General features: G+C 65.9%; 27 protein-coding genes. 23 read left to right on the forward strand and 4 right to left on the reverse strand.

Annotated elements, in window-relative coordinates:
- Window positions 1-2: 2 nt before the first annotated feature.
- The 3 genes from ACO2RV_RS16965 to ACO2RV_RS16975 all read right to left on the reverse strand — a co-directional run bounded on the left by ACO2RV_RS16965 (window position 3) and on the right by ACO2RV_RS16975 (window position 1,924).
- Complete coding sequence (locus tag ACO2RV_RS16965) at window positions 3-263, reverse strand: hypothetical protein (protein ID WP_423295065.1); 261 nt, start codon at window positions 261-263, stop codon at window positions 3-5.
- A 32-nt stretch (window positions 264-295) separates the two neighbouring features.
- Entirely contained in the window at window positions 296-889 is a 594-nt protein-coding gene (locus tag ACO2RV_RS16970; RefSeq protein WP_423295067.1) for a hypothetical protein, read from the reverse strand.
- A 441-nt stretch (window positions 890-1,330) separates the two neighbouring features.
- Window positions 1,331-1,924: a LexA family transcriptional regulator gene (locus ACO2RV_RS16975; RefSeq protein WP_423295069.1), complete on the reverse strand. Its 594-nt coding sequence runs from the start codon at window positions 1,922-1,924 to the stop codon at window positions 1,331-1,333.
- 83 nt (window positions 1,925-2,007) lie between these two features.
- Here ACO2RV_RS16975 and ACO2RV_RS16980 point away from each other — a divergent pair, with 83 nt between their 5' ends.
- From ACO2RV_RS16980 to ACO2RV_RS16990, 3 genes are read left to right on the forward strand one after another with little or no spacing between them, the layout of a single operon-like run.
- Window positions 2,008-2,247, forward strand: coding sequence for a helix-turn-helix domain-containing protein (locus ACO2RV_RS16980; RefSeq protein WP_423295071.1), 240 nt, complete (start codon window positions 2,008-2,010; stop codon window positions 2,245-2,247).
- Window positions 2,238-2,492 (forward strand): hypothetical protein, encoded by a 255-nt coding sequence (locus ACO2RV_RS16985; RefSeq protein ID WP_423295073.1) that lies wholly within the window; start codon window positions 2,238-2,240, stop codon window positions 2,490-2,492. Before ACO2RV_RS16980 ends, ACO2RV_RS16985 begins: the two co-directional genes overlap by 10 nt.
- Window positions 2,482-2,754 (forward strand): hypothetical protein, encoded by a 273-nt coding sequence (locus ACO2RV_RS16990; RefSeq protein WP_423295075.1) that lies wholly within the window; start codon window positions 2,482-2,484, stop codon window positions 2,752-2,754. The genes ACO2RV_RS16985 and ACO2RV_RS16990 overlap by 11 nt, the downstream gene beginning before the upstream one ends.
- A gap of 5 nt (window positions 2,755-2,759) precedes the next feature.
- Here the strand turns inward: ACO2RV_RS16990 and ACO2RV_RS16995 are convergent, their stop codons facing one another.
- Window positions 2,760-3,086, reverse strand: coding sequence for a hypothetical protein (locus tag ACO2RV_RS16995; protein WP_423295077.1), 327 nt, complete (start codon window positions 3,084-3,086; stop codon window positions 2,760-2,762).
- 86 nt (window positions 3,087-3,172) lie between these two features.
- Here ACO2RV_RS16995 and ACO2RV_RS17000 point away from each other — a divergent pair, with 86 nt between their 5' ends.
- The 20 genes from ACO2RV_RS17000 (at window position 3,173) to ACO2RV_RS17095 (ending at window position 18,271) form a co-directional block, all read left to right on the forward strand.
- A complete protein-coding gene (locus ACO2RV_RS17000) occupies window positions 3,173-3,409 on the forward strand; it encodes a hypothetical protein (RefSeq protein ID WP_423295079.1) in 237 nt (78 codons plus the stop codon).
- A 10-nt stretch (window positions 3,410-3,419) separates the two neighbouring features.
- Window positions 3,420-3,713 carry a hypothetical protein gene (locus ACO2RV_RS17005; protein WP_423295081.1) on the forward strand — a complete coding sequence of 98 codons (294 nt, stop codon included), beginning with the start codon at window positions 3,420-3,422 and terminating at the stop codon, window positions 3,711-3,713.
- Between the two features lie 310 nt (window positions 3,714-4,023).
- A complete protein-coding gene (locus tag ACO2RV_RS17010) occupies window positions 4,024-4,497 on the forward strand; it encodes a hypothetical protein (protein ID WP_423295083.1) in 474 nt (157 codons plus the stop codon).
- A gap of 2 nt (window positions 4,498-4,499) precedes the next feature.
- Window positions 4,500-5,780 (forward strand): GcrA family cell cycle regulator, encoded by a 1,281-nt coding sequence (locus tag ACO2RV_RS17015; protein WP_423295085.1) that lies wholly within the window; start codon window positions 4,500-4,502, stop codon window positions 5,778-5,780.
- Window positions 5,780-6,187: an Arc family DNA-binding protein gene (locus ACO2RV_RS17020; RefSeq protein ID WP_423295087.1), complete on the forward strand. Its 408-nt coding sequence runs from the start codon at window positions 5,780-5,782 to the stop codon at window positions 6,185-6,187. Before ACO2RV_RS17015 ends, ACO2RV_RS17020 begins: the two co-directional genes overlap by 1 nt.
- Before the next feature lie 20 nt (window positions 6,188-6,207).
- Window positions 6,208-6,771 carry a hypothetical protein gene (locus ACO2RV_RS17025; protein ID WP_423295090.1) on the forward strand — a complete coding sequence of 188 codons (564 nt, stop codon included), beginning with the start codon at window positions 6,208-6,210 and terminating at the stop codon, window positions 6,769-6,771.
- Entirely contained in the window at window positions 6,771-7,307 is a 537-nt protein-coding gene (locus ACO2RV_RS17030) for a hypothetical protein (RefSeq protein ID WP_423295092.1), read from the forward strand. Before ACO2RV_RS17025 ends, ACO2RV_RS17030 begins: the two co-directional genes overlap by 1 nt.
- Entirely contained in the window at window positions 7,304-7,525 is a 222-nt protein-coding gene (locus ACO2RV_RS17035) for a hypothetical protein (protein ID WP_423295094.1), read from the forward strand. The genes ACO2RV_RS17030 and ACO2RV_RS17035 overlap by 4 nt, the downstream gene beginning before the upstream one ends.
- Window positions 7,522-7,878 (forward strand): hypothetical protein, encoded by a 357-nt coding sequence (locus ACO2RV_RS17040; RefSeq protein ID WP_423295096.1) that lies wholly within the window; start codon window positions 7,522-7,524, stop codon window positions 7,876-7,878. Before ACO2RV_RS17035 ends, ACO2RV_RS17040 begins: the two co-directional genes overlap by 4 nt.
- Window positions 7,875-8,435: a helix-turn-helix domain-containing protein gene (locus ACO2RV_RS17045; RefSeq protein WP_423295098.1), complete on the forward strand. Its 561-nt coding sequence runs from the start codon at window positions 7,875-7,877 to the stop codon at window positions 8,433-8,435. The genes ACO2RV_RS17040 and ACO2RV_RS17045 overlap by 4 nt, the downstream gene beginning before the upstream one ends.
- Before the next feature lie 2 nt (window positions 8,436-8,437).
- On the forward strand, window positions 8,438-9,064 hold the full coding sequence (locus ACO2RV_RS17050; protein ID WP_423295100.1) for a hypothetical protein: 627 nt from the start codon (window positions 8,438-8,440) through the stop codon (window positions 9,062-9,064).
- Window positions 9,061-9,282: a hypothetical protein gene (locus ACO2RV_RS17055; RefSeq protein ID WP_423295103.1), complete on the forward strand. Its 222-nt coding sequence runs from the start codon at window positions 9,061-9,063 to the stop codon at window positions 9,280-9,282. Before ACO2RV_RS17050 ends, ACO2RV_RS17055 begins: the two co-directional genes overlap by 4 nt.
- Complete coding sequence (locus ACO2RV_RS17060) at window positions 9,279-11,549, forward strand: AAA family ATPase (RefSeq protein ID WP_423295106.1); 2,271 nt, start codon at window positions 9,279-9,281, stop codon at window positions 11,547-11,549. Before ACO2RV_RS17055 ends, ACO2RV_RS17060 begins: the two co-directional genes overlap by 4 nt.
- On the forward strand, window positions 11,539-12,147 hold the full coding sequence (locus ACO2RV_RS17065) for a hypothetical protein (protein WP_423295109.1): 609 nt from the start codon (window positions 11,539-11,541) through the stop codon (window positions 12,145-12,147). Before ACO2RV_RS17060 ends, ACO2RV_RS17065 begins: the two co-directional genes overlap by 11 nt.
- 649 nt (window positions 12,148-12,796) lie before the next feature.
- On the forward strand, window positions 12,797-12,988 hold the full coding sequence (locus ACO2RV_RS17070) for a hypothetical protein (protein ID WP_423295111.1): 192 nt from the start codon (window positions 12,797-12,799) through the stop codon (window positions 12,986-12,988).
- The gene (locus ACO2RV_RS17075) at window positions 12,985-13,416 is read left to right on the forward strand and encodes a hypothetical protein (protein WP_423295113.1); all 432 of its coding nucleotides are present in this window, start codon (window positions 12,985-12,987) and stop codon (window positions 13,414-13,416) included. The genes ACO2RV_RS17070 and ACO2RV_RS17075 overlap by 4 nt, the downstream gene beginning before the upstream one ends.
- A complete protein-coding gene (locus ACO2RV_RS17080; protein WP_423295116.1) occupies window positions 13,349-14,692 on the forward strand; it encodes a DNA-packaging protein in 1,344 nt (447 codons plus the stop codon). Before ACO2RV_RS17075 ends, ACO2RV_RS17080 begins: the two co-directional genes overlap by 68 nt.
- A 7-nt stretch (window positions 14,693-14,699) precedes the next feature.
- Complete coding sequence (locus tag ACO2RV_RS17085) at window positions 14,700-16,166, forward strand: DUF4055 domain-containing protein (RefSeq protein ID WP_423295118.1); 1,467 nt, start codon at window positions 14,700-14,702, stop codon at window positions 16,164-16,166.
- Between the two features lie 86 nt (window positions 16,167-16,252).
- Window positions 16,253-17,017: a DUF6651 domain-containing protein gene (locus ACO2RV_RS17090; RefSeq protein WP_423295121.1), complete on the forward strand. Its 765-nt coding sequence runs from the start codon at window positions 16,253-16,255 to the stop codon at window positions 17,015-17,017.
- A 90-nt stretch (window positions 17,018-17,107) separates the two neighbouring features.
- Window positions 17,108-18,271 (forward strand): P22 phage major capsid protein family protein, encoded by a 1,164-nt coding sequence (locus tag ACO2RV_RS17095; RefSeq protein WP_423295124.1) that lies wholly within the window; start codon window positions 17,108-17,110, stop codon window positions 18,269-18,271.
- Window positions 18,272-18,294: the final 23 nt, after the last annotated feature.

Genomic DNA, 18,294 nt, shown 5'->3' on the forward strand with positions numbered 1-18,294 from the left:
GCTCACTCCGCAGCGATCTGGATGGCGGTAACCTCGTCGCCCCGCGCGATGGCGCGCAGCTCGTCGATGGCGAGGCGGAGGTCGAAGGCCGTGAGGCCGGTGCGGGCCATGTACTGCAGCGTCCGGTGGTGGCCGTTGCCGGCGCGGACGTGCATCTCGTCGAGCTCGTCGGAGCGTGCCTCGATCAGGGCGGCTGCCGTCTCCGGCTGGGCCTGCATCATGTTGCGGGCCTGGTCGACGATGTTCTGAAGGGACTGGTGCATCTTGGCGGCTCCATCGCCTGCGATGAATGGGATCAGTGCGTGGTGATCGAGAACTGGCGGGAGAAGGTGCGGACAGCGCCCATGTCGATGCTGGCGACGTCGATGCCGAGGTCGTCGAGCCGGGCCACCACGCGTGCAAAGTCGATCTTCGCGTCGCGGATCATGCGGCGGTGACGAACCGCGCGCTGGGTCATGTCGGGAAGGGTCGTGCTGACGGCGGCGCGTCCACGGCGGAAGGCGAAGAAGGTTTCGATCAGCGCCTTGCGGACAATGGCCGCGTTCGGGGTGCGGGAGAGGGCAGAAACGACAAGGGCCTGATGCTCGTTCAGCACGAACTCCTTGCCGATCGGGCCGCGCTTGCCGCCGCGCCGGGCCGGCTTGGAAGAAACCGCGCCATCTGTCGCGGTTTCGGTCGTGGAAACCGCGCCATCCTGGGCGGTTTCGTGGATCACGTTTTCGCACAGCGACCCATAGGTCCGCAGTTCGTCGGCGTGCCGCTCAATGATCTTGCGGATATCGCGCAGCCGCTCGAAGCCGAGGGCCTTCGCCAGCGCAAGATCAAGAATACCCATCTCGCCCGGCGCTACCGGCCGAAGGTCCTTGAAAGAGATCAGTTCCGTCGTCATCGGGCGCTCCATCGCCTGCGGTGTCGTCAGCGCGTCGGCTGATGTAGCATGTTATGCACCGTGCATAAGAACATGTCAATGCGCTGTGCATAAAATAATGCGCTGGCGATAATGGCTGTCGGCGGGCGGCGCTCAAGCCGCCCCGCGCCGTCCGCATTCCGCCGATGTCCGAGCTATGTCCGAGGTGTGGGCCGAGAGATGGATTCGCGGGTCGCTAGGAAGAACCTGTCCAGGTTCCCTCTGCTTCATGGAGCGGAAGCGCGCCGCTTATTGCGGCGCTTCCACCTGGAAGAACCGTTCAGGAAATAGACGAACCTCTATGAAGAAGGTTGTTCTAATACCCCGCGTGCGCGTACGGCAAACCACGCGTGACGCTCGCGCGCGAGGCAGGGCGAGTTGTCCGGGTTTTGTCCGGAATCTGTCCGGCGGTTGTCCGGCTGGTCACATGTCGATCATGGAGCGACGCACGCGCCCTATGACGGTCACGGCGCCCTCGGGAAAGATGGGCTCATGGGAGTCGTCGACGGAAACCGGTTCGAAGCGGTCAGGGCTGGGCCGGTATCGCTTGTATGTCGCGTTCCCGTCTTCATCGGCGACAATGTAGAGCCCGTTGGGCACCAGCCGTTTGTCCCGGCGATTGACGAAGATCACGGACCCGGGCGGGGAAATCTTGTCCATCGACGTGCCTTCCACGCGCAAGGCAATCCAGTCGCCGGCGGGAAGGTCACGCGCATAGACAGTCCCGATCATCGCGTCAGCGACCTCATCCCGCACCATCTCGCCCGCGCTCACCCACGAGACGACGGGGATCTCAATCTCGTTCGGGTCGCCGACTGAAGACTGACCCTTCCCGAACACGAGCCAATCTAGGCTGACCCGGAAGAACCGCGCATAGCGGGTCGCCGCGTCGAGCGGGATGCCGCGGTGTCCATTCTCGTGACCGGAGTAGGTTGGCACGGGGACGTTCATGGCGCGCGCCGCGTCGCTGGCGCTCTCAAAGCGCCGCGCTCTCGCCTGAACCAGTCTTTCCGCCATTCCATCCATACGATGCGTTGTGCATTCTCAATTTATGCGATGGGCATTGACAATGCTTTATGCGCTGTGCATAAGATGCCGTCATGAACACGATCACCGCAGAGCACATCAGGGCAGCGAGGACGGCGGCCAACGAGAGCCAGGCGGCTTTCGGCGCCCGCTTCGGCGTCGATCAGAGCACTGTGCACCGTTGGGAGACGGACGGGCCGCCCATCCGCCCGATGGTGCAGACCGCTATCGCCGCTGTGGTCAGGCCGATCCTTGAAGGACCCACCGTCTCGCCCGCCGCCCCCGCCCCCCAGGAGGCCGCCCCATGCGCGTGATGAACGCCCTCGGCAACCTGCTTTTCAGCGTCGGGCATCGGCTGACAAAGGCATTCCCGACGCCCGAAGCGCTGGCGCTGGATATGCTTTTCCGAGACCCGTCAGCGCAAACCCGCGGCAGTCTTCGCGACCGCATCCGTGCACGCGAAATCCTCAGCGAGATGCGTGACGAGAAGCCGGTCGGGGTTCACGAATTCGGAGCCAAACTCGAACAGGCCGGTAGGGAGGCGATCCATGATCGCTGACAGCAGGTCGTCGGCTTCAATCCCCTCGTCCGCCGGTACCGCCAGCACGGCGCAATCGGACATGGCTGATCGCATCAGTGCGGCGGGCTTTCTTCCCGTGGCCTCAGCGACGGACCGATGGAACGAGACGACCTGCTTCGCCCATCGGCTTTCCGTGCCGGCCCCGGCCGTGAACACGATCAAGAACTGCTTCATCGGCCTTCTCTCCCCGTTTCATTCGATCTTTCACACGCCCGCATCGAGCCTGGAAGGTGCGGTATGAGCGGCTCAACCCCTACCAACGACGTCGGGCCGAAGGTCGGCGACGATGGACAGCGCGATGCGCTCGATATCGACGGCGGCCTGAGCTTGGCCGCTCCCGTGCGCGGTGCCGGGGTTGGCCTTCGCCGCCGCCTGCGACCGCACCACGCTATCGGCCCGCGCGACCGTAATAAGCCGGCGCATCAGCTCGTCGATGGCACCGGACGCTTCGTCGGGATCGTCGACCAGCAGGTGAGCGATGAGCGCCCGCAGGACGGTCTGCGTGGCGATGAGGTGGACCTGCAGTTCAGTTATGGCCCGGTCGCGCTGCTTGTCGGTGCGTGCGGCGGTCATGGTGATGGTTCCTTCCCCTACATGATCGACGGATGCCTGAGCATTGTGCCCGGCACCATCTCCACGGTCGAGCAGGGGAGCGCGCAATGAGTAACGGCGCGGACGACGCCAGCAATACCGTACCTGAGCCGAGCTATTCGGACCTGCGGGAGATATTCCGCCCCTACGCGCCGGCAACACAAGACGAAGCAGAGGCGATCCGCGCCGCAGCGCTGGCGACCGCGCCGAAGCCGACCCGTCGCCGCAAGGCCAGTCCCTTCGTGTGGCGCCGCCAGGTCTTCATCACTGTGCCGTTCGATCGCGACGCCGAAATCCCCTTCTGAGGGCTCGATCATGACCGCCCCTGATACCTGCCATTTCGTGCCCGGCCAGCTCGTCGAATGCATCGATGACGAGTGGCTGGATGAACTCGGCGAGCGCCCGTCGTTCGCGGTGTCTGTCTCGGGCTGCGTCTACACTATCGCCGAGTCGAAGGAATATCTCGGCGGGGTGTTCCTCGGCTTCGATACGTTTGGCACGCACGTCTGGTTCTCGTGGCTGCATTTCCGCCCGGTCCAGACGCCGAGCATCGACTGCTTCCTCTCTCTGCTGGCTCCCACGCCCTCACGCGAGGTCGAGCCGGCATGAACGCTTTCGGGGGCTACACGCACGCGGCGCGCGAGAGCGTCGTGACGAAAGACCCGATCGGTGCCCCCAGCGCTTTTCGGCGCCGTCATTGCCGTCAATTCGGTCGTCTCTCGCATCCTTTTACGACCGCGCGACTGGAGGGTCTGACCACCCTCCGCCCGCGTCATCGTTTCCTCCCGAGCGTTCGCGCCCGGCACCTTCCGGCACGTCGTCGCTTCAATCCTGGCGGCGTGCCGGCCTTCCTTCATGTCTGCAAGTCCTCCGGTGTGTCGTCTGCCTTGCGATCAATAAAGCGCAAGGAGACCGCCCAGTGTCGGAGAAGTTCACCGCAGTCTCGGTCGTTCGCACCGCAAACAAGGTCCGTGTCATGAGTGGGGTAGCTAAAGCCTCCGCGCTGCTGGACGAGCTGGCAATGCCTTGGCCGCCTCGCAGCAACTTCAAGGACGCCATCACGCGCGTGACGAAGGCGGTCAACACCGTCGCCCGCCGCGCCGGCATCCTGAACGAGCCGATCAAGCACTCACGCATCGAAGACCTTTGGCGCAAGGAAGCGCGCCGCATCGACGCCGAGGAAATGGACGCTATCCGCGCGGCAGTCGTCGCAGCGAAGGCGGGCTCCTTGGTCGATCAGCTTCAAGCATTGGAGAGCACCCTTGCTCTGGTGGATCCGGAATATTTTGGGCCTGCTCTGCAGGTTCTCCGCGAAGCGTCACGCCAGCATCGCGGCGACGCGCGCGAAATGGGCGGTGAGCGTCGCCCCCTGGCTTCGTCGGCAGGGGCGTGACCATGGCGACCGCTGACGCGCACCCCGCTGCCGAACTGATCGAGCAAGCACGGTTCGCGCGTCGCATGCTCGACGTGGTCGCGGTCGAGGTCGACAAGATCGTCGCTGCGGCCCAGCCGGCCCCGCCGGCCGGCCCGACGCGGCTTGAGGTGCCCACGGTCAACTTGGCCGGCTGGACCGATGCGGTGCTCTACGTCATCCGCACCGAGCGCGCGAAGACGACGCCGGCGCGCGAGATCGCCGCCATGCTCGAGCGCCTGTTCGGTGTCGAGGCAAGCGCGCATGTGGTGATGAGCGCGGTGCTGCACTTCGGCCTGGATCGGCGGGAGGATGCATCTCCGGCGGAATGGCTTGTTCCCCCCGGAGCGCTGGAGAGCGTGACATTCGCGCCTCCGGCTGTCGGCAAGGGATTCGTCGCGGCTGATATGGCGGTCTCTGTAGCGACTGGAGAGGTGGCGCCTGTGGCCGCCCCGGCGTCGGTGGAAGACAAGGCGCCGCGCGCCGCGTCCGAACGCGACTTCACCGAGGCCGAGGACGCGCTGATCCGCACCCTATGGCTTGAGGAGCGCAGCTATTCGCTGATCGCGCTCGCCCTCGCGGACGCAGGCCATCCCCGCCGTACCCGGTCCGCCATCAGCGGGCGCGTCCATCGCCTGGGGCTCACCCGCTCTCCGAAGCCCGACGACACGGCCTGGATCGACGAGGCCAAACGGCTCTATGCAGACGGCAGGGGCATGGCCCCGTTCGCCATCGCCAAGCAGCTCGGGCGCACGGACTATGAGGTGCGCAAGGCCGTCATCCCCGGCTATGGCACGCGCGAGCACAGGGATAACATCAGGGCGCAGATGGCCCGTCCGGCGCCTTCGCTTCCGCCGGTTTCCCGGCCCAAGCCGCAGCCGCGCGAGCCGAAGACCAAGCCGGAGCGGAAGCCTGTCGAGCGCAGGGCCGTATCCAAGGAGCCGCTCGGACCGCTCTGGACCCCCTCAGCCCGGCCGATCACGGGTGTCGCAACTGCGATCCCGGACGAAGGGAAGGGCATTCACCTCCTTGATCTGAAGGCGTTCCACTGCCGCTGGCCGATGGGCCGGGGCGCCGACGGGCACGAGACCTATTGCGGGTGCCAGAAGTCGCCGCACGGCTCGTCCTACTGCGAGGCGCATGCCAAGCGCGCCTACCGCGAGTGGCCGCCCAGCACGCCGGTTCCGAAGCTCCCGACCCGCATGGCGCGCCGGTTGAGCACGCTCCCCGCCCAGCAGAACCGCAACGCCCAGAGGAGGGCCTGATGGCGGACCAATTCCCGAGTGAGGCGGCTGACCGGTTCCAGGTCCGCCTTCCCGACGGCCTCCGTGCCCGCATCAAGGCGCATGCCGAGCAGCAGGGCCGATCCATGAACACGGAGATCGTCCGCGTACTGGAGGAAGCGTTCCCTGCGCCGCTTGATGAACTCGGGTCCATCCATCTCGACGCCCTCGTGTGGGCAACCATCGATAGCGGCGCGGTGCGCACTGGGGACATTGGTCTCGCGCTGAAGAACATCAACGCGAAGACGCTGATCATTCCCGACATACCCGATGCCGTGCGCGCGGCGCGCGGGAAGTCTCTGATCTACGCGCATTTCGATCGGATCGTCAGCGAGAGCGGCGTCATCCTGAAAGACCGTGCCCCCCGCGAACCTGAAGGAACGAACTGATGCCCAAGCAGCCCGCCGGCATGATCGCCGGCAAGGTCGTGAACAAGAAGGTGTTCGACACGCTCGTCTCGCGCGTCAGCACCATGAACTCGAAGATGTCCGAGACGCGCGGCGAGCTCGGCTCGTTCATCAAGGACGCCGAGGAAACCCACGGCATCCATCGCGCCGCCTTCAAGCTGGCGTGCAAGCTGAACGCGATGGACGACCTCAAGATGAAGGACTTCCTGCGCGGCTTCGACCTCTATCGCGAGTACCTCAAGCTCGACACCCGCGCGAACAGCGACCTCCTCGAAGATGACGAGGAGAGCGAGGAGGAAGCCGCCGGAGAGGCTGGCACCGACGACGCGGAATGGGAAGCCAGCGCGCCGGACGGTGACGAGCCGGAAGGCGACAGCGAAAACGAAGCGATCGCCCCCGGCGTCGTGAAGGTCGGCGGCCAGACGGTTAACCTCGGCGAGCGCCGGCGGCAGATGGAAGCGGCCAAGGCAACCGCGGGCGACGGCAGCACGACCGATCCCGAGGAGATGGGCCGGCGGCCGGCCGGCAACCCCCTCGACGACCTGACGGCCGGCACGACGCGCTGATGTCGTCCACGGCGCTGCCGCTGATCCTCGCCCTCGACGTCGCCACCACAACGGGCTGCGCCGAGGGCAGGCCCGGTGAAAAGCCGCGCACCTGGAAGTGGCAGCTCGGCAAGGCCGGCTCCACACGGCCGGAGCGCCTGTTCTCGCTCCTCTCGCACCTCTCGGAGCACCTCGCCGTGTCGAAGCCCAAGATCATCGTCATCGAGGCGCCCATGTCCCTGCGCGGGGTCGACACCATGATGCTGCTGTTCGGCGCCGTGGGTGTCTGCGAGGCCGTCGCGCGCGGGCGCGGTGTGAACGACGTAATCCTCGCCAACGTGCAGACCGTCCGCCGCTATTTCGTCGACCGCTCTCGGTTCAAGGAGACGAACGACGGCAAGAAGGCCGTCATGGCGAAGTGCCAGGCGCTCGGCTGGAACCCTCAGGGCTACGACGAGGCGGATGCCGCCGCCGTGTGGGCTTGGGCCTGCCACACCCGCTATCCGCGCCATGCCCAGCACGTCGAGCCGCTGCTGATCGGGAGCGAGGGGCGATGAGCGCCGCCCGCATCTCCATCGACGAAATGATCAAGGTTGTCGACGACGAAGCCGACCGCCTTGAAGGCATGCGCGACCGTATGCGCGAGCAGGGTCCGCCGTTCAATCCGGCGCCGGCCGCGCGCCGCGCCATGGTCTTCCGCGCCATCGAATCCGGCCTGATCGACCTTCGTAATCGTCAAGAGCGGCAGCAACAGCAGCAGAGGCCCAGCCGATGAAGCGCGATCGAACGAGCTGGAGCACCGACCAAATCGTCACGCTCGCCATGCTGGCCGGCGCCGGCGGGACAGCTGAGGACGCGGCCGAGATCATGCGACGCTCGCCCGGCGCTATCCGGGAAGCGGCCCGGCGCTACAGCATCCCGCTGGCGAAGCGCGCGGCGCCGTCCTGCGCCGTCGGCCGCCGGCTGGTGGTGATCAAGCTGCGTGCGGAGACGATGGATGCGCTGCAGCCTTCCGCAGGCGCGCGCGAGATCGAGGTTCCCGAGCTGCTGGAGCGGATCGCCGAGGCTCATGCGCAGGGCGGCGCGGTGCTGACCGACAACGTACTCGACGATGGGAGGCAGGGATGACCACAGCGTCGGTTCAGAACGTGCGCGGTCCGCTGGCTGACCATATCGTCGTGCGGCTTGCCGATGAAGGCGTTCCACTCTCCGCGATTGGCCGCGCGGTGCGTCGCCCTTATGCCGAGGTCCACGCCATCGTCGTCGAGGCGCGGGAAGCTGGCCATCTGGTGGCGATCCCGCCGAGCGACTGGCCCATCGGCTCCCGCCGCGACAGTCGTGTCCCCGAGTCGACGAAGATCATCCTCGGGGAGATGTACCAGATGATGACCGCGCTCATGCGGCTCTATGGGCTCCAGCCGAATGAGGCAAAGATTCTCGCTGCGCTGGTGAAGCATCCTGACCGCACGAAGGCATCGCTGCATGCCGTGATCGACGACGACCGCAAGTCCGGGCCGAAGATCATCGACGTCTATATTTGCAGGATGCGCAAGAAGCTCCGGCCCAAGGGCATCGTCATCGAAACGGTGTGGGGGCGGGGCGTGATGCTTCCGCCCGCAGCACGCTCGACAATTCTCAAGGAGGTTGAAGGCTTCGACGCGGCGCTGACGCGGCTGGAGGCCTGAGCATGGCCGAAGCGAAGCAAAAGGACGCGCGGGTTTGGGAGCAGGACCCGATCGGGTGGTACGTCGAACCGGAACGATGCACGGATCAACTCGCCGCGGTAGAGGCCTTTGCCGGGCGGACCTGGGACCCCTGTTGCGGCGGCGGGAACATCGTGCGCGCGCTCCGGCGCGCTGGCGTGTCCTGCCACGGCACCGACATCGTGCGGCGCGTCCCGGATGGCACGAACTGGTTCCTCGGGGAACGGGACTTCCTGACCGGCCGGCCCCTTCCTGTGTGGTCCAACCTCGTCTTCAACCCGCCGTTCTTCCGGGCCAAGGGAACAGAGGCGTTCATTCGGCGCGGGCTTGAGCTCGCCGCCGGCAATCCTTCTGCCGGCAAGATGGCCGTGTTCGTCGACCTCAAGTTTCTCGCTGGCGATGGCCGGGCCAATGGGCTGTTCGCCGAGCACCCCCCGCACCGCGTCTGGATCATCACGCCGCGCCCGTCGTGCCCGCCCGGCACGTTCCTCGCTGCCGGCGGAGAAGCCGAGGGCGGAACGGCAGACTGGTGCTGGCTCGTCTGGAATTTGCGCGAGCCGAGGCGCGCTACGGAGTTCGGGTGGCTGCGCCGGATTGGAGCGACGGCATGAGCGAAGACGAACTCCCCCCGCTCCAGAAGGCGTTCCTTGTTCCGGCAACGTGGCAGCACGTCGACATCGAGGAAGTCGAACAGGATGACGCCGGTGTCTACCAGGGCGCTCGCGAGTGCTGTGCCGTGATCTGCGAAGGCTGCGAGACGGTGATCGACGCCCAAGGCGTCCGAATCGTCAAGCATCCCGGCGACCCGTATTTTGTGAGGCGCGGATGACCGACGCATCCGACCTCGTCCGCCATATGGAAGGTGTCGCCCGGCTGCTGCTCGGCGAGCCGAACAAGCACATGTCGACCAAAGGCGAGCTGCGGTTCGGATCGAACGGCTCGCTGTCGGTCGACCTCAAGAAGGGTGTCGCTGCTGATCACGAATCCGGCGAGGGCGGCGGGGTGCTCTGGCTGATCCAGCGGCAGACCGGCCGCGCGAACGGCGCCGCTGTCGAATGGATGCGCGAGAACGGGTTCGAGATCGAGGACCGGCAGGACCATCAGCATCACGCCGCCCCGGCGCGCCAGCAGCAAGGCGAGCGCCGCGAGATCGAGGCGACCTATGACTATGTGAGCGAGACGGGCGAGCTGCTCTATCAGGTCGTGCGCCAGGTCTTCACGCTCGACGGCAAGCCCGTGATGACCAAGGACGGGGCGAAGCGGAAGAAGACCTTCTCGCAGCGCCGTCCCGCCCCCGACGAGCCGAACGTCTGGATCAACGCGCTCGACGCCGGCACATTCATGCGCAAGGGGCCGGGCGCGAACTGGTCGCGCTTCGACGAGGAGAAGTTCAAGGCCTGGGGCTTCACGGAACGCCGCGACTTCGACGACGAGCCGCCGCCGGTGCTCTATCGCCTGCCGGAGGTCATCGAAGCCCTCGCCAACGAATCGATGGTGCTGATCGTCGAGGGCGAGAAGAAGGCCGATGCGCTCTGGGCGCTCGGCATCCCGGCGACCTGCAATGCCGGCGGCTCGAAGAAGTGGCGGCCGGAGTTCAACGAGGTCTTCCGCGCCGGAAATGTGGTCGTCCTCCCGGACAATGACGACACTGGCCGCCAGCACGCCGCCATCGTCGCCGCCGGCCTGAACGGCATTGCCGCGCGCGTCCGCGTGCTCGAGCTCTCGAAGCACTGGCCGATCTGTCCGACCAAGGGCGATATCGTCGACTGGCTCAATGCCGGCGGCACGGCGACTGCGCTGTTCGACATGATCAAGGCGACGGCCCCATGGGCGCCCGCGCTGGTGTCGCGCTTCAAGGCGATGACGCTCGACCAGATAGACTATGAGCCGCAGGCCGACGAATACATCATCGATGGGCTGTACACGGTCGGCGACACCGCGATCGTCGGGGGCGCGTCGCAGGCCGGGAAGACCTTCTTCGCGATAGGCTCGGCTATGGCAGTGGCTATGGAGAAGGAGTTCCTAGGCCACAAGGTTATGCGCAACGGACTTGTCGTCTACCAGGCCGGCGAGTCGCCTCGCGGCGTCAAGAAGCGCCTGCGGGCTTATCTCAGGCGTTACGGCATCGTGCCGTCCGGGCGCATCCCGTTCGTTCTTCTTCCGGCGAAGATTGACCTCTACTCGCCCGACGGCGACACCGCGGCTCTGATCACGGAGCTCAAGGCTATCGAGGCGAGCTACGGCATGCCGGTATTGCAGCTCTATGTCGACACCGTCGCCAAGGCCCAGGGCGCGGCGGATGAGAACAGCGGCAAGGATATGGCCGTGATCCTGGGCAACGTCGATCGGATCAAGGCTGAAGTCGGCTGCCAGGTGACGCTCGTTCATCATATGAACGCGGCCGGCGCAAAACTCCGTGGCCACACCTCGCTCTATGCCAATTCTGATCAGGTGGTTCTTGTGACGCTCGATGAGGCGACAAGGATACGCACCGCGCTGGTGGACAAGCAAAAGGACGACGAGGGCGGGCGTAAAATCAAGTTCGAACTTGAGTCTGTCGAGGTCGGCATCAGAGATGATGGCAAGCCGCTCACCTCCTGTGTCTGCGTGCGCGTCGGCGAACGACAGATCATGGAGCGAAAGCAGGCGTCGGCGGGGTTGCCGTTGCGCGGTCAGGAGGAGCCGATCTTCCGCGCCCTCATGCTGGCGATCAAGGAGAAGGGCACCGTCCCCACGCCGGAGATGGTCGCCGCTGGAGTGCCCGGCGACGTTATGGCGGTCCACTACAACGACTGGCGCGATGCCTTCAAGCAGGTCGGCGCACCCGAGGCGAATGGAGAAGCCCAAAGCGACGACGCGATCCGCAAGATGTTCAAGCGCTATGTCGTCGAGCGCTCATTCGTGCGGAACAAGATCATCGGCTTCTCGCGTCCGTACCTCTGGTGGTGGGGCGCCCAGATCAAGGGTTTCCCCGAAACCGCGCCCAAGATCGCTGGACAAGAAGCGGACAGATCGCGGACATCTGGGTTTGACGATGCCGGTGATCACATGGCCGATTTCGGCGAGTTTTTCGGGGAAAACTCTTATGAGCATTGAACTTGATGCCGAGCAGCACCCCCGGACAAAAACCGGACAAAACCCGGACATCGACGCCAGCCTGCGCGAAAAGGGATGGATGCCGGGACAGGTCGATCCGGCGAAAGCAGCCCAGATGCTGGAGCGATCCGCGCGCCGCAACGACCTGCAGGACGGCCCGCCGGCGGTCTGGAGCGCAGGCTGGGTGGAGGTCCGCTACATCGCGGCGTTCCGCACCTGCCTCTCTCTGCCAATACCTACCGGGCCGAAGGCGTACGGCTCGAACTGGCCGCCAATACTTCACGAGTTCGAAGATCAGGTGGGGCAGGCATCGACGGGAGAGCTCGGGAAAGGGCGGAATCGCGTCACACGCGGCGCCCCGATCGAGGAGATCAGCGCGATGTACAAGGTCTTCGAATGGGCGCTGACAGTCATGCGACCGTATCCGGTAGACTCCAAAATGCTCCAGGCCTGGGCGCTCTTTAGGTCGCTCGGAAGGGACCCGGACGCCCTCGCGACACGCCTCGGCGTCAGCGAACGCACGTTCAGGCGTCGCCGCAGACAGGCCGCAACGCTTTGCGCGGAAAGGCTAAATCGGCTGTCTGTGCGAACCTTCTGACGTGTACGGACGTGCGCGGAAAAGGAGGGGGGATTTACTTTGGCCACGATGTCCGCTCCTCATGCGCGAGGTATGCACCGAACTGTGACCGCAGGACTCGCCACAGCGGCGGCGAGCGTCCCCGGCAGGGGCGCTGAGCGAGCCGGTAAGCGTCCTGACGAGATGAACACTTACCCGGTTAAGAACTGTACTTAGACCCCGCGAGGCTCGAAGACGTTCCGCAACCGATCCGCCAAGCCGATCTGCTTCAACCGCGTCGGCCTTGGCTCCCACGAAATACTGACCCGATCATCTTGAGGCGGGTCTGCGAGATGACCGGCGGGTTCTGTCGGGCTGTACGTGGACAAGCGAGAATGGTGTTCCCGAGGCGAGTTTTGAGAGCGGCGGGATCGCAGGAGTAACCCAGAAATGGGGAGGGGACGGGCGCCTTACCGCAATGCCCTCGACCAACTCCGCAACCGGACCACGGCAGCATGGTTCCCTAAGCTGGCAACCCCAGCCCGGTCATATAGTTCGACGCGGCGTGCGAGCGCGCGGTGAAGTGAAGCCATAGGCGACTTCCGCTCCAAGGCTGGAGCATGTCCCGTCCAGCCGCGTCGAAACCCATCGCCCGCCCGCTCACGCGCGGCGGGTTTTTCGTGAGGTGAGCATGGGCATGCCGACCTGTCGCTCCTGCGCCCAGGCGCGCGCTGCCGCTAAGTCGAGCATAAAGGCCATCATCCGCGGCGACATCCGAGAGGGCGCCACCCGCGCCAAGGAGATGACCGGCCACCTCGCCGACAAGGCGAGGGCGGAGAGCGAGCGGGTGCGGGCGTTGATTGTGAGGAAGGCCGTTTCTTGACCGACAACAAAAGGCCGCCAGGCCGCCCGCCTGCGCTTCAACCCGATGCGCGAACGCTCGCCACTGTGCGTGGCCTTGGTCGTATTCAGGCGACGACCCGCGAGTGCGCTGCCGTCCTCGGTGTGTCGCACCCGACCTTCCTCAAGTTCACGCAGGATCATCCCGAAGTCGCCGACCTTCTGGAGCAGGGCAAGCAGCGCGGGCTCCAGTCCCTGCGCCGGCAGCAGTTCAAGGCGGCCGAGAACGGCAACTCGACGATGCTGGTGTGGCTGGGCAAGCAGTACCTCGGCCAGACCGACAAGCAGGACATCACGGCCTCTGTGACCGCCGACGTGACGGTGTCCGATGCCCGGAGCAAGCTTGAACATCTCCTCACTCGCCAGGTTGCCGCCGGAGCAGATCAGCCGGGCTCTGGCCGGCCTCACTGACGACCAGTGCGAGCAGCTTCTGCACGACTGGCGGTTCCTCGCTCGTGATGCTCAGATCGCGCCGGCTGACGATGCCTTGCCCGATGGGCTGTGGCAGACGTGGCTCATTCTCGCCGGCCGCGGGTTCGGGAAGACCCGCACCGGTGCCGAGTGGATCCGCGAGCAGGTCAAGGGCGGCGCAACGCGGCTAGGGCTGATCGCGCCGACCGCCTCCGATGCCCGCGACGTCATGGTCGAGGGTGAGAGCGGCATCCTGTCGGTGTGTTGGGCAGGTGACCGGACAGAGGCCGGCGAGCCAATCGGGCGCCCATCCTACGAGCCGTCCAAGCGTCGCCTGACATGGGCTAACGGGGCGGTCGCGACCCTGTTCTCGGCAGAGGAGCCGGAGCGTCTTCGCGGCCCGCAGCACGAGGCGCTGTGGTGCGACGAGCTCGCGGCGTGGAAGTACCTGCGCGAGACGTGGGATATGGCGCAGTTCGGCCTCCGCCTCGGCGCCCGGCCGCGCGTCTGCATCACGACGACGCCGAAGCCGCTCAAGCTCATCCGCGAGATTATGGCGGACAAGCTGACCGTGGTGACGCGAGGGTCGACCTTCGACAACCGCGCCAACCTCGCGCCGACCTTTCTGAGGGCGGTTGAGGACAAATACGCCGGCACCCGACTTGGACGGCAGGAACTGTTCGCCGAAGTGCTGGAGGAAGCCGAGGGTGCGCTGTGGACGCGCCAGCAGCTTGAAGCTGCCCGACATGCCGGCCCGCTGCCGGAAATGCTGCGGGTCGTGATCGCGGTCGACCCAGCCACCACGGCAACCGAGGAATCGGACGAGACCGGCATCGTTGCCGTCGGTCTTGGCGTCGATCACCGCGGCTACGTGCTGGAGGACGCATCCGGCCGCTACGCCCCGGACAAATGGGCAAAGAAGGCGCTGGAGCTATTCGACCGGCACAAGGCAAGCCGGATCGTCGCCGAGGGCAACCAGGGCGGCGACATGGTCACCCACACGATCCAGACCGAGCGCCGCAATGCGCCGGTGACGAGAGTGCACGCCAAGGTCGGCAAGCGCGCCCGCGCCGAGCCTGTCGCCGCCCTCTACGAGCAGGGCAAGGTGAGCCATTGCGCCGCCATGCCGGATCTTGAGGACCAGATGGTGATTTGGGAGCCGCTCGGCGGCATGCCGTCGCCGGATCGGCTCGACGCGCTGGTGTGGGGGCTGACGGAATTGATGATCAAGGCTGCAACGCCAACTGCCGCTTCCGGCAGAACGCGCAGGAACTGACGCTGACATGGACAAGAGCCAGGACCCGAGCACGCCGTCGCTGGCGCATGCGGCGCTGCGCGACGACTGGTCAATGATCCGGGCGATTCGCGCGGGTGCCAAGGCGATCAAGGCGGCAGGCGAGACGTACCTGCCGAAGTTCCCGGCGGAGGATGCGGACGAGTACGATCGCCGGAAGAAGTCGGCGCCGTGGCGTCCCGAGTTCGAGGATGCGCTGCGCGCGCTCAGCGCCAAGCCGTTCGCGAAAGAGGTCAGCCTTGCCGGCACCCCCTCGCCGGAGATGGTGGCGCTCGCGGAGGACGTCGATGGGCAGGGCAACAACCTACACAACTTCGCCAAGGAGGTTTTCGAGGGCGGCGTTGCGCTCGGCGCGCACGGTATCCTCGTCGACTACCCGCCGACAGAGGGTGCCCGCACCCGCGCTGATGAGCGCGCGGCCGGCGCCCGCCCTTATTGGGTGAGCATCAACGCCGACGACATTCTCGCCCTGCGCACCGAACAGCGCGGCGGCCGGCGGATCGTCAGCTATCTCCGCATTCGCGAGATGGCCGTCGAGGTCGAGGGGTTTGCCGAAACGGCCGTCCCGAAGATCCGCGAGATCATGCCCGGTGCATGGAAGGTGTGGCGGGAGCAGAAGACGGCCGCTGGAGCGACTGCATGGGCGGTCGAGTCTGAAGGCGTCATGACGCTCGACGAGGTGCCTTTCGTCTTCTTCGCGACGAACGAGCGCAAGGGCGACCAGTACGTCCTGCCGCCGCTGATCGACCTAGCCGTAATGCAGATCGAGCTGTACCGCGCCGGGTCGAACAAGGAGCAGATATTCACGATTGCCGGCTCGCCGATGCTGACGGCGAATGGCATGGCGGCGCCTGAGGGTGCCGGAGTGATCGAGACCGGCCCTGGCCGTGTGCTGTACGCCCCCGGTGCCGAGGGCATCACGACGAGCTGGGATTACATCCAGCCGGCGGCGGCGAACCTCAAGGAAATCCGCGAGGACATCGCAGAGATCATCGCTGATCTGCGCCGCCTTGGCATGCAGCCGATGCTGCCGCGCATCACCGGGACCGTCACGGCGACCGCCTCCGGCATCGACGCGGCGAAGGCGCACAGCACGCTCCAGGCATGGGCGCTCGCGCTCAAGGACGCGCTGGAGCAGGCGTTCGTCTTCTCGGCAGCGTGGATAGCGGCCCCCCGCAGCGCGCCCGAGGTGTCGGTGCATACGGGCTTCGCCGTCGGGCTCTACGGCGCCGAGGAGGTCCGCGTGCTGCTCGATGCTCGCAAGGAAGCGCAGATCAGCCAAGAAACGCTGTGGGACGAGTTCCAGCGCCGCGGCGTGCTCGGCCCGCAGTTCGACCGCGGAAAGGAAGAGAAGCGGCTCTTGGACGAGATGCCGGGTGACGACGAGGCCGATGCGCTGGCGGCGACATTGCCGCGAGACAAGACCGTGTCGCCCGACCAAGACCCGCTCCAATAGCGGGATAGCCGGCCCTGCCGCGAACGCCGCGGGGATCATGAGGCGAACGCCTCGAAGCCGGGCGAATGCCCAGAAAGACCAATCCCATGCAGCTCAAAACCGTAACCGTTGACGGTAAGACCTATGCGGAGGTGAGCGACGGCAAGCCGCTCTATGTGCAGGACGGCAAGGAAGTCGCCTTCGACGCGGCGGCGACCGTCTCGACGATCAACCGCATCACCGAGGAATCGAAGGGCTACAAGACGCGCGCCCAGACCGCCGAGGACAAGCTCAAGGCGTTCGATGGCATCGCCGATCCGAAGGCGGCCAAGGACGCCCTCGCGAAGGTCGCGAACTACGGCGACAAGGAACTCGTCGAAGCCGGCAAGGTCGAGGAGATCAAGGCCGCAGCGATCAAGGCCGTCGAGGACCGCTACGCCCCCATCGTTCAGGAGAACGAAGCTCTCAAGGGCGCGCTGCATGGCGAGAAGATCGGCGGCGCCTTCGCGCGGTCGAAGTTCATTGCCGACAAGATCGCCGTCCCGGCCGATATCATCGAGTCCAGGTTCGGCAAGAATTTCAAGCTGGAGGACGGCCAGGTCGTCGCCTACGACCACTCCGGCAACAAGCTCTACTCCAAGGCGAAGCCCGGCAACCCGGCAGAGTTCGACGAGGCGCTGGAGCTGCTGGTCGACGCCTACCCGTACAAGGATTCGATCCTGAAGGGCACGGGTAACTCCGGCACCGGCAAACAGCCGAACGCTGCTGGCGGCAACGGAACCAAGACGATGCCCCGCAGCGAGTTCGACAAGCTGCCGGCCGGCGACCAGATGGCCAAGATGCGCGACGGCTTCACGCTGACCGACGCCTGACGAAAAACAAAAGCTGCGCGGCCCGAACGGGCGGCGGCACCGGCCGAATGGCCTCCTAGACCATCCCCATCACCATCATAGGAGGCCGCTTTGGCCAACACGCTCAGTGGGCTGATCCCCACCATCTACACCGCCCTCGACGTCGTCTCGCGCGAGCAGATCGGCTTCATCCCGAACGTGAACCGTGACGCCACGGCCTCCCAGGGCGCCGTCGGCCAGACGGTGCGCTCGCCGATCGTCCCGGCCGCGTCCCTCGAAGACATCACGCCCGGCAACACCCCGGCGGACAGCGGCGACCAGACCATCGGCTATGCCGACGTCACCATCACCAAGTCAAAGGCGTACCCGATCCGGTGGACCGGCGAGGAGCAGCTTTCGGTGAGCCAGTTCGGCATGGTCAACACGATCCTTGCCGATCAGTTCGCCCAGGGCTTCCGCACCATCGCCAATGCCGTCGAGACCGACCTCGCGGCGATGGCGAAGACCCGCGCCTCTCGCGCCTATGGCACTGCCGGCACCACGCCGTTCGCCACGGCTGGCGACCTCTCCGACCTCTCGGAGATCAACCGCATCCTCGATGACAACGGGGCTCCGGCGACCGGCCGCATCATGGTCCTCAACTCGGCGGCGCGCGCCAAGCTGGAAGGCAAGCACTCCGAGCTGTTCAAGGTGAATGAAGCCGGTGACGCCGGCGCCATGCTTCGCCAGCGGCAGATGCGCGAGCTTCAGGGCTTCACCATGGGCTATTCGGCGGGCCTCGTGCAGCACGTGAAGGGCGCCGCGACCGGTCAGCTCATCAATGGCGCCGAAGTGGCCGGACAGACCACGCTGACGCTCGACACCATCACCGTGAACACCACGGGCATCAAGGCTGGTGACATCATCACCCACGCCTCGGACGCCGTGAACAAGTACGTGGTCAATACCGGCCTCGTCGCGACCTCGGGCGACATCGTCATCGGCAACCCTGGCCTGATCATCGGCGCTGCCGACAACGACGCCATCACCATCGGCAACAGCTACACCCCGAACATCGGGTTCACCCGGAACGCCTTCGTTCTCGCGGCGCGTGTGCCGGCGATGCCCGAGGGTGGCGACGATGCTGACGACGTGACGCTCGTCACCGATCCGATTTCCGGCCTGGTCTTCCAGATCGCCATGTATCGCCAGTACCGGCGCATCAAGATCGAGATTGGCCTCGCTTGGGGCGTCGCCGGTGTGAAGTCGGAACACGCCGCCATCATGCTCGGCTGATCTTTGCAGCGGGACCGCTTCGG

Origin of the sequence: Ancylobacter sp. VNQ12 (assembly GCF_049445835.1) — a bacterium.
Lineage (GTDB): Bacteria > Pseudomonadota > Alphaproteobacteria > Rhizobiales > Xanthobacteraceae > Ancylobacter.

Coding starts and splice junctions, on each gene's coding strand:
- ACO2RV_RS17035 (WP_423295094.1), top strand. CDS start 7,304: ATGAGCGCCGCCCGCATCTCCATCGACGAAATGATCAAGGTTGTCGAC.
- ACO2RV_RS17020 (WP_423295087.1), top strand. CDS start 5,780: ATGGCGGACCAATTCCCGAGTGAGGCGGCTGACCGGTTCCAGGTCCGC.
- ACO2RV_RS17005 (WP_423295081.1), top strand. CDS start 3,420: ATGACCGCCCCTGATACCTGCCATTTCGTGCCCGGCCAGCTCGTCGAA.
- ACO2RV_RS17045 (WP_423295098.1), top strand. CDS start 7,875: ATGACCACAGCGTCGGTTCAGAACGTGCGCGGTCCGCTGGCTGACCAT.
- ACO2RV_RS17000 (WP_423295079.1), top strand. CDS start 3,173: ATGAGTAACGGCGCGGACGACGCCAGCAATACCGTACCTGAGCCGAGC.
- ACO2RV_RS17040 (WP_423295096.1), top strand. CDS start 7,522: ATGAAGCGCGATCGAACGAGCTGGAGCACCGACCAAATCGTCACGCTC.
- ACO2RV_RS16995 (WP_423295077.1), bottom strand. CDS start 3,086: ATGACCGCCGCACGCACCGACAAGCAGCGCGACCGGGCCATAACTGAA.
- ACO2RV_RS16990 (WP_423295075.1), top strand. CDS start 2,482: ATGATCGCTGACAGCAGGTCGTCGGCTTCAATCCCCTCGTCCGCCGGT.
- ACO2RV_RS17065 (WP_423295109.1), top strand. CDS start 11,539: ATGAGCATTGAACTTGATGCCGAGCAGCACCCCCGGACAAAAACCGGA.
- ACO2RV_RS17025 (WP_423295090.1), top strand. CDS start 6,208: ATGATCGCCGGCAAGGTCGTGAACAAGAAGGTGTTCGACACGCTCGTC.
- ACO2RV_RS17050 (WP_423295100.1), top strand. CDS start 8,438: ATGGCCGAAGCGAAGCAAAAGGACGCGCGGGTTTGGGAGCAGGACCCG.
- ACO2RV_RS16965 (WP_423295065.1), bottom strand. CDS start 263: ATGCACCAGTCCCTTCAGAACATCGTCGACCAGGCCCGCAACATGATG.
- ACO2RV_RS17060 (WP_423295106.1), top strand. CDS start 9,279: ATGACCGACGCATCCGACCTCGTCCGCCATATGGAAGGTGTCGCCCGG.
- ACO2RV_RS17090 (WP_423295121.1), top strand. CDS start 16,253: ATGCAGCTCAAAACCGTAACCGTTGACGGTAAGACCTATGCGGAGGTG.
- ACO2RV_RS16985 (WP_423295073.1), top strand. CDS start 2,238: ATGCGCGTGATGAACGCCCTCGGCAACCTGCTTTTCAGCGTCGGGCAT.
- ACO2RV_RS17015 (WP_423295085.1), top strand. CDS start 4,500: ATGGCGACCGCTGACGCGCACCCCGCTGCCGAACTGATCGAGCAAGCA.
- ACO2RV_RS16975 (WP_423295069.1), bottom strand. CDS start 1,924: ATGGCGGAAAGACTGGTTCAGGCGAGAGCGCGGCGCTTTGAGAGCGCC.
- ACO2RV_RS16970 (WP_423295067.1), bottom strand. CDS start 889: ATGACGACGGAACTGATCTCTTTCAAGGACCTTCGGCCGGTAGCGCCG.
- ACO2RV_RS17055 (WP_423295103.1), top strand. CDS start 9,061: ATGAGCGAAGACGAACTCCCCCCGCTCCAGAAGGCGTTCCTTGTTCCG.
- ACO2RV_RS17030 (WP_423295092.1), top strand. CDS start 6,771: ATGTCGTCCACGGCGCTGCCGCTGATCCTCGCCCTCGACGTCGCCACC.
- ACO2RV_RS17070 (WP_423295111.1), top strand. CDS start 12,797: ATGGGCATGCCGACCTGTCGCTCCTGCGCCCAGGCGCGCGCTGCCGCT.
- ACO2RV_RS16980 (WP_423295071.1), top strand. CDS start 2,008: ATGAACACGATCACCGCAGAGCACATCAGGGCAGCGAGGACGGCGGCC.
- ACO2RV_RS17085 (WP_423295118.1), top strand. CDS start 14,700: ATGGACAAGAGCCAGGACCCGAGCACGCCGTCGCTGGCGCATGCGGCG.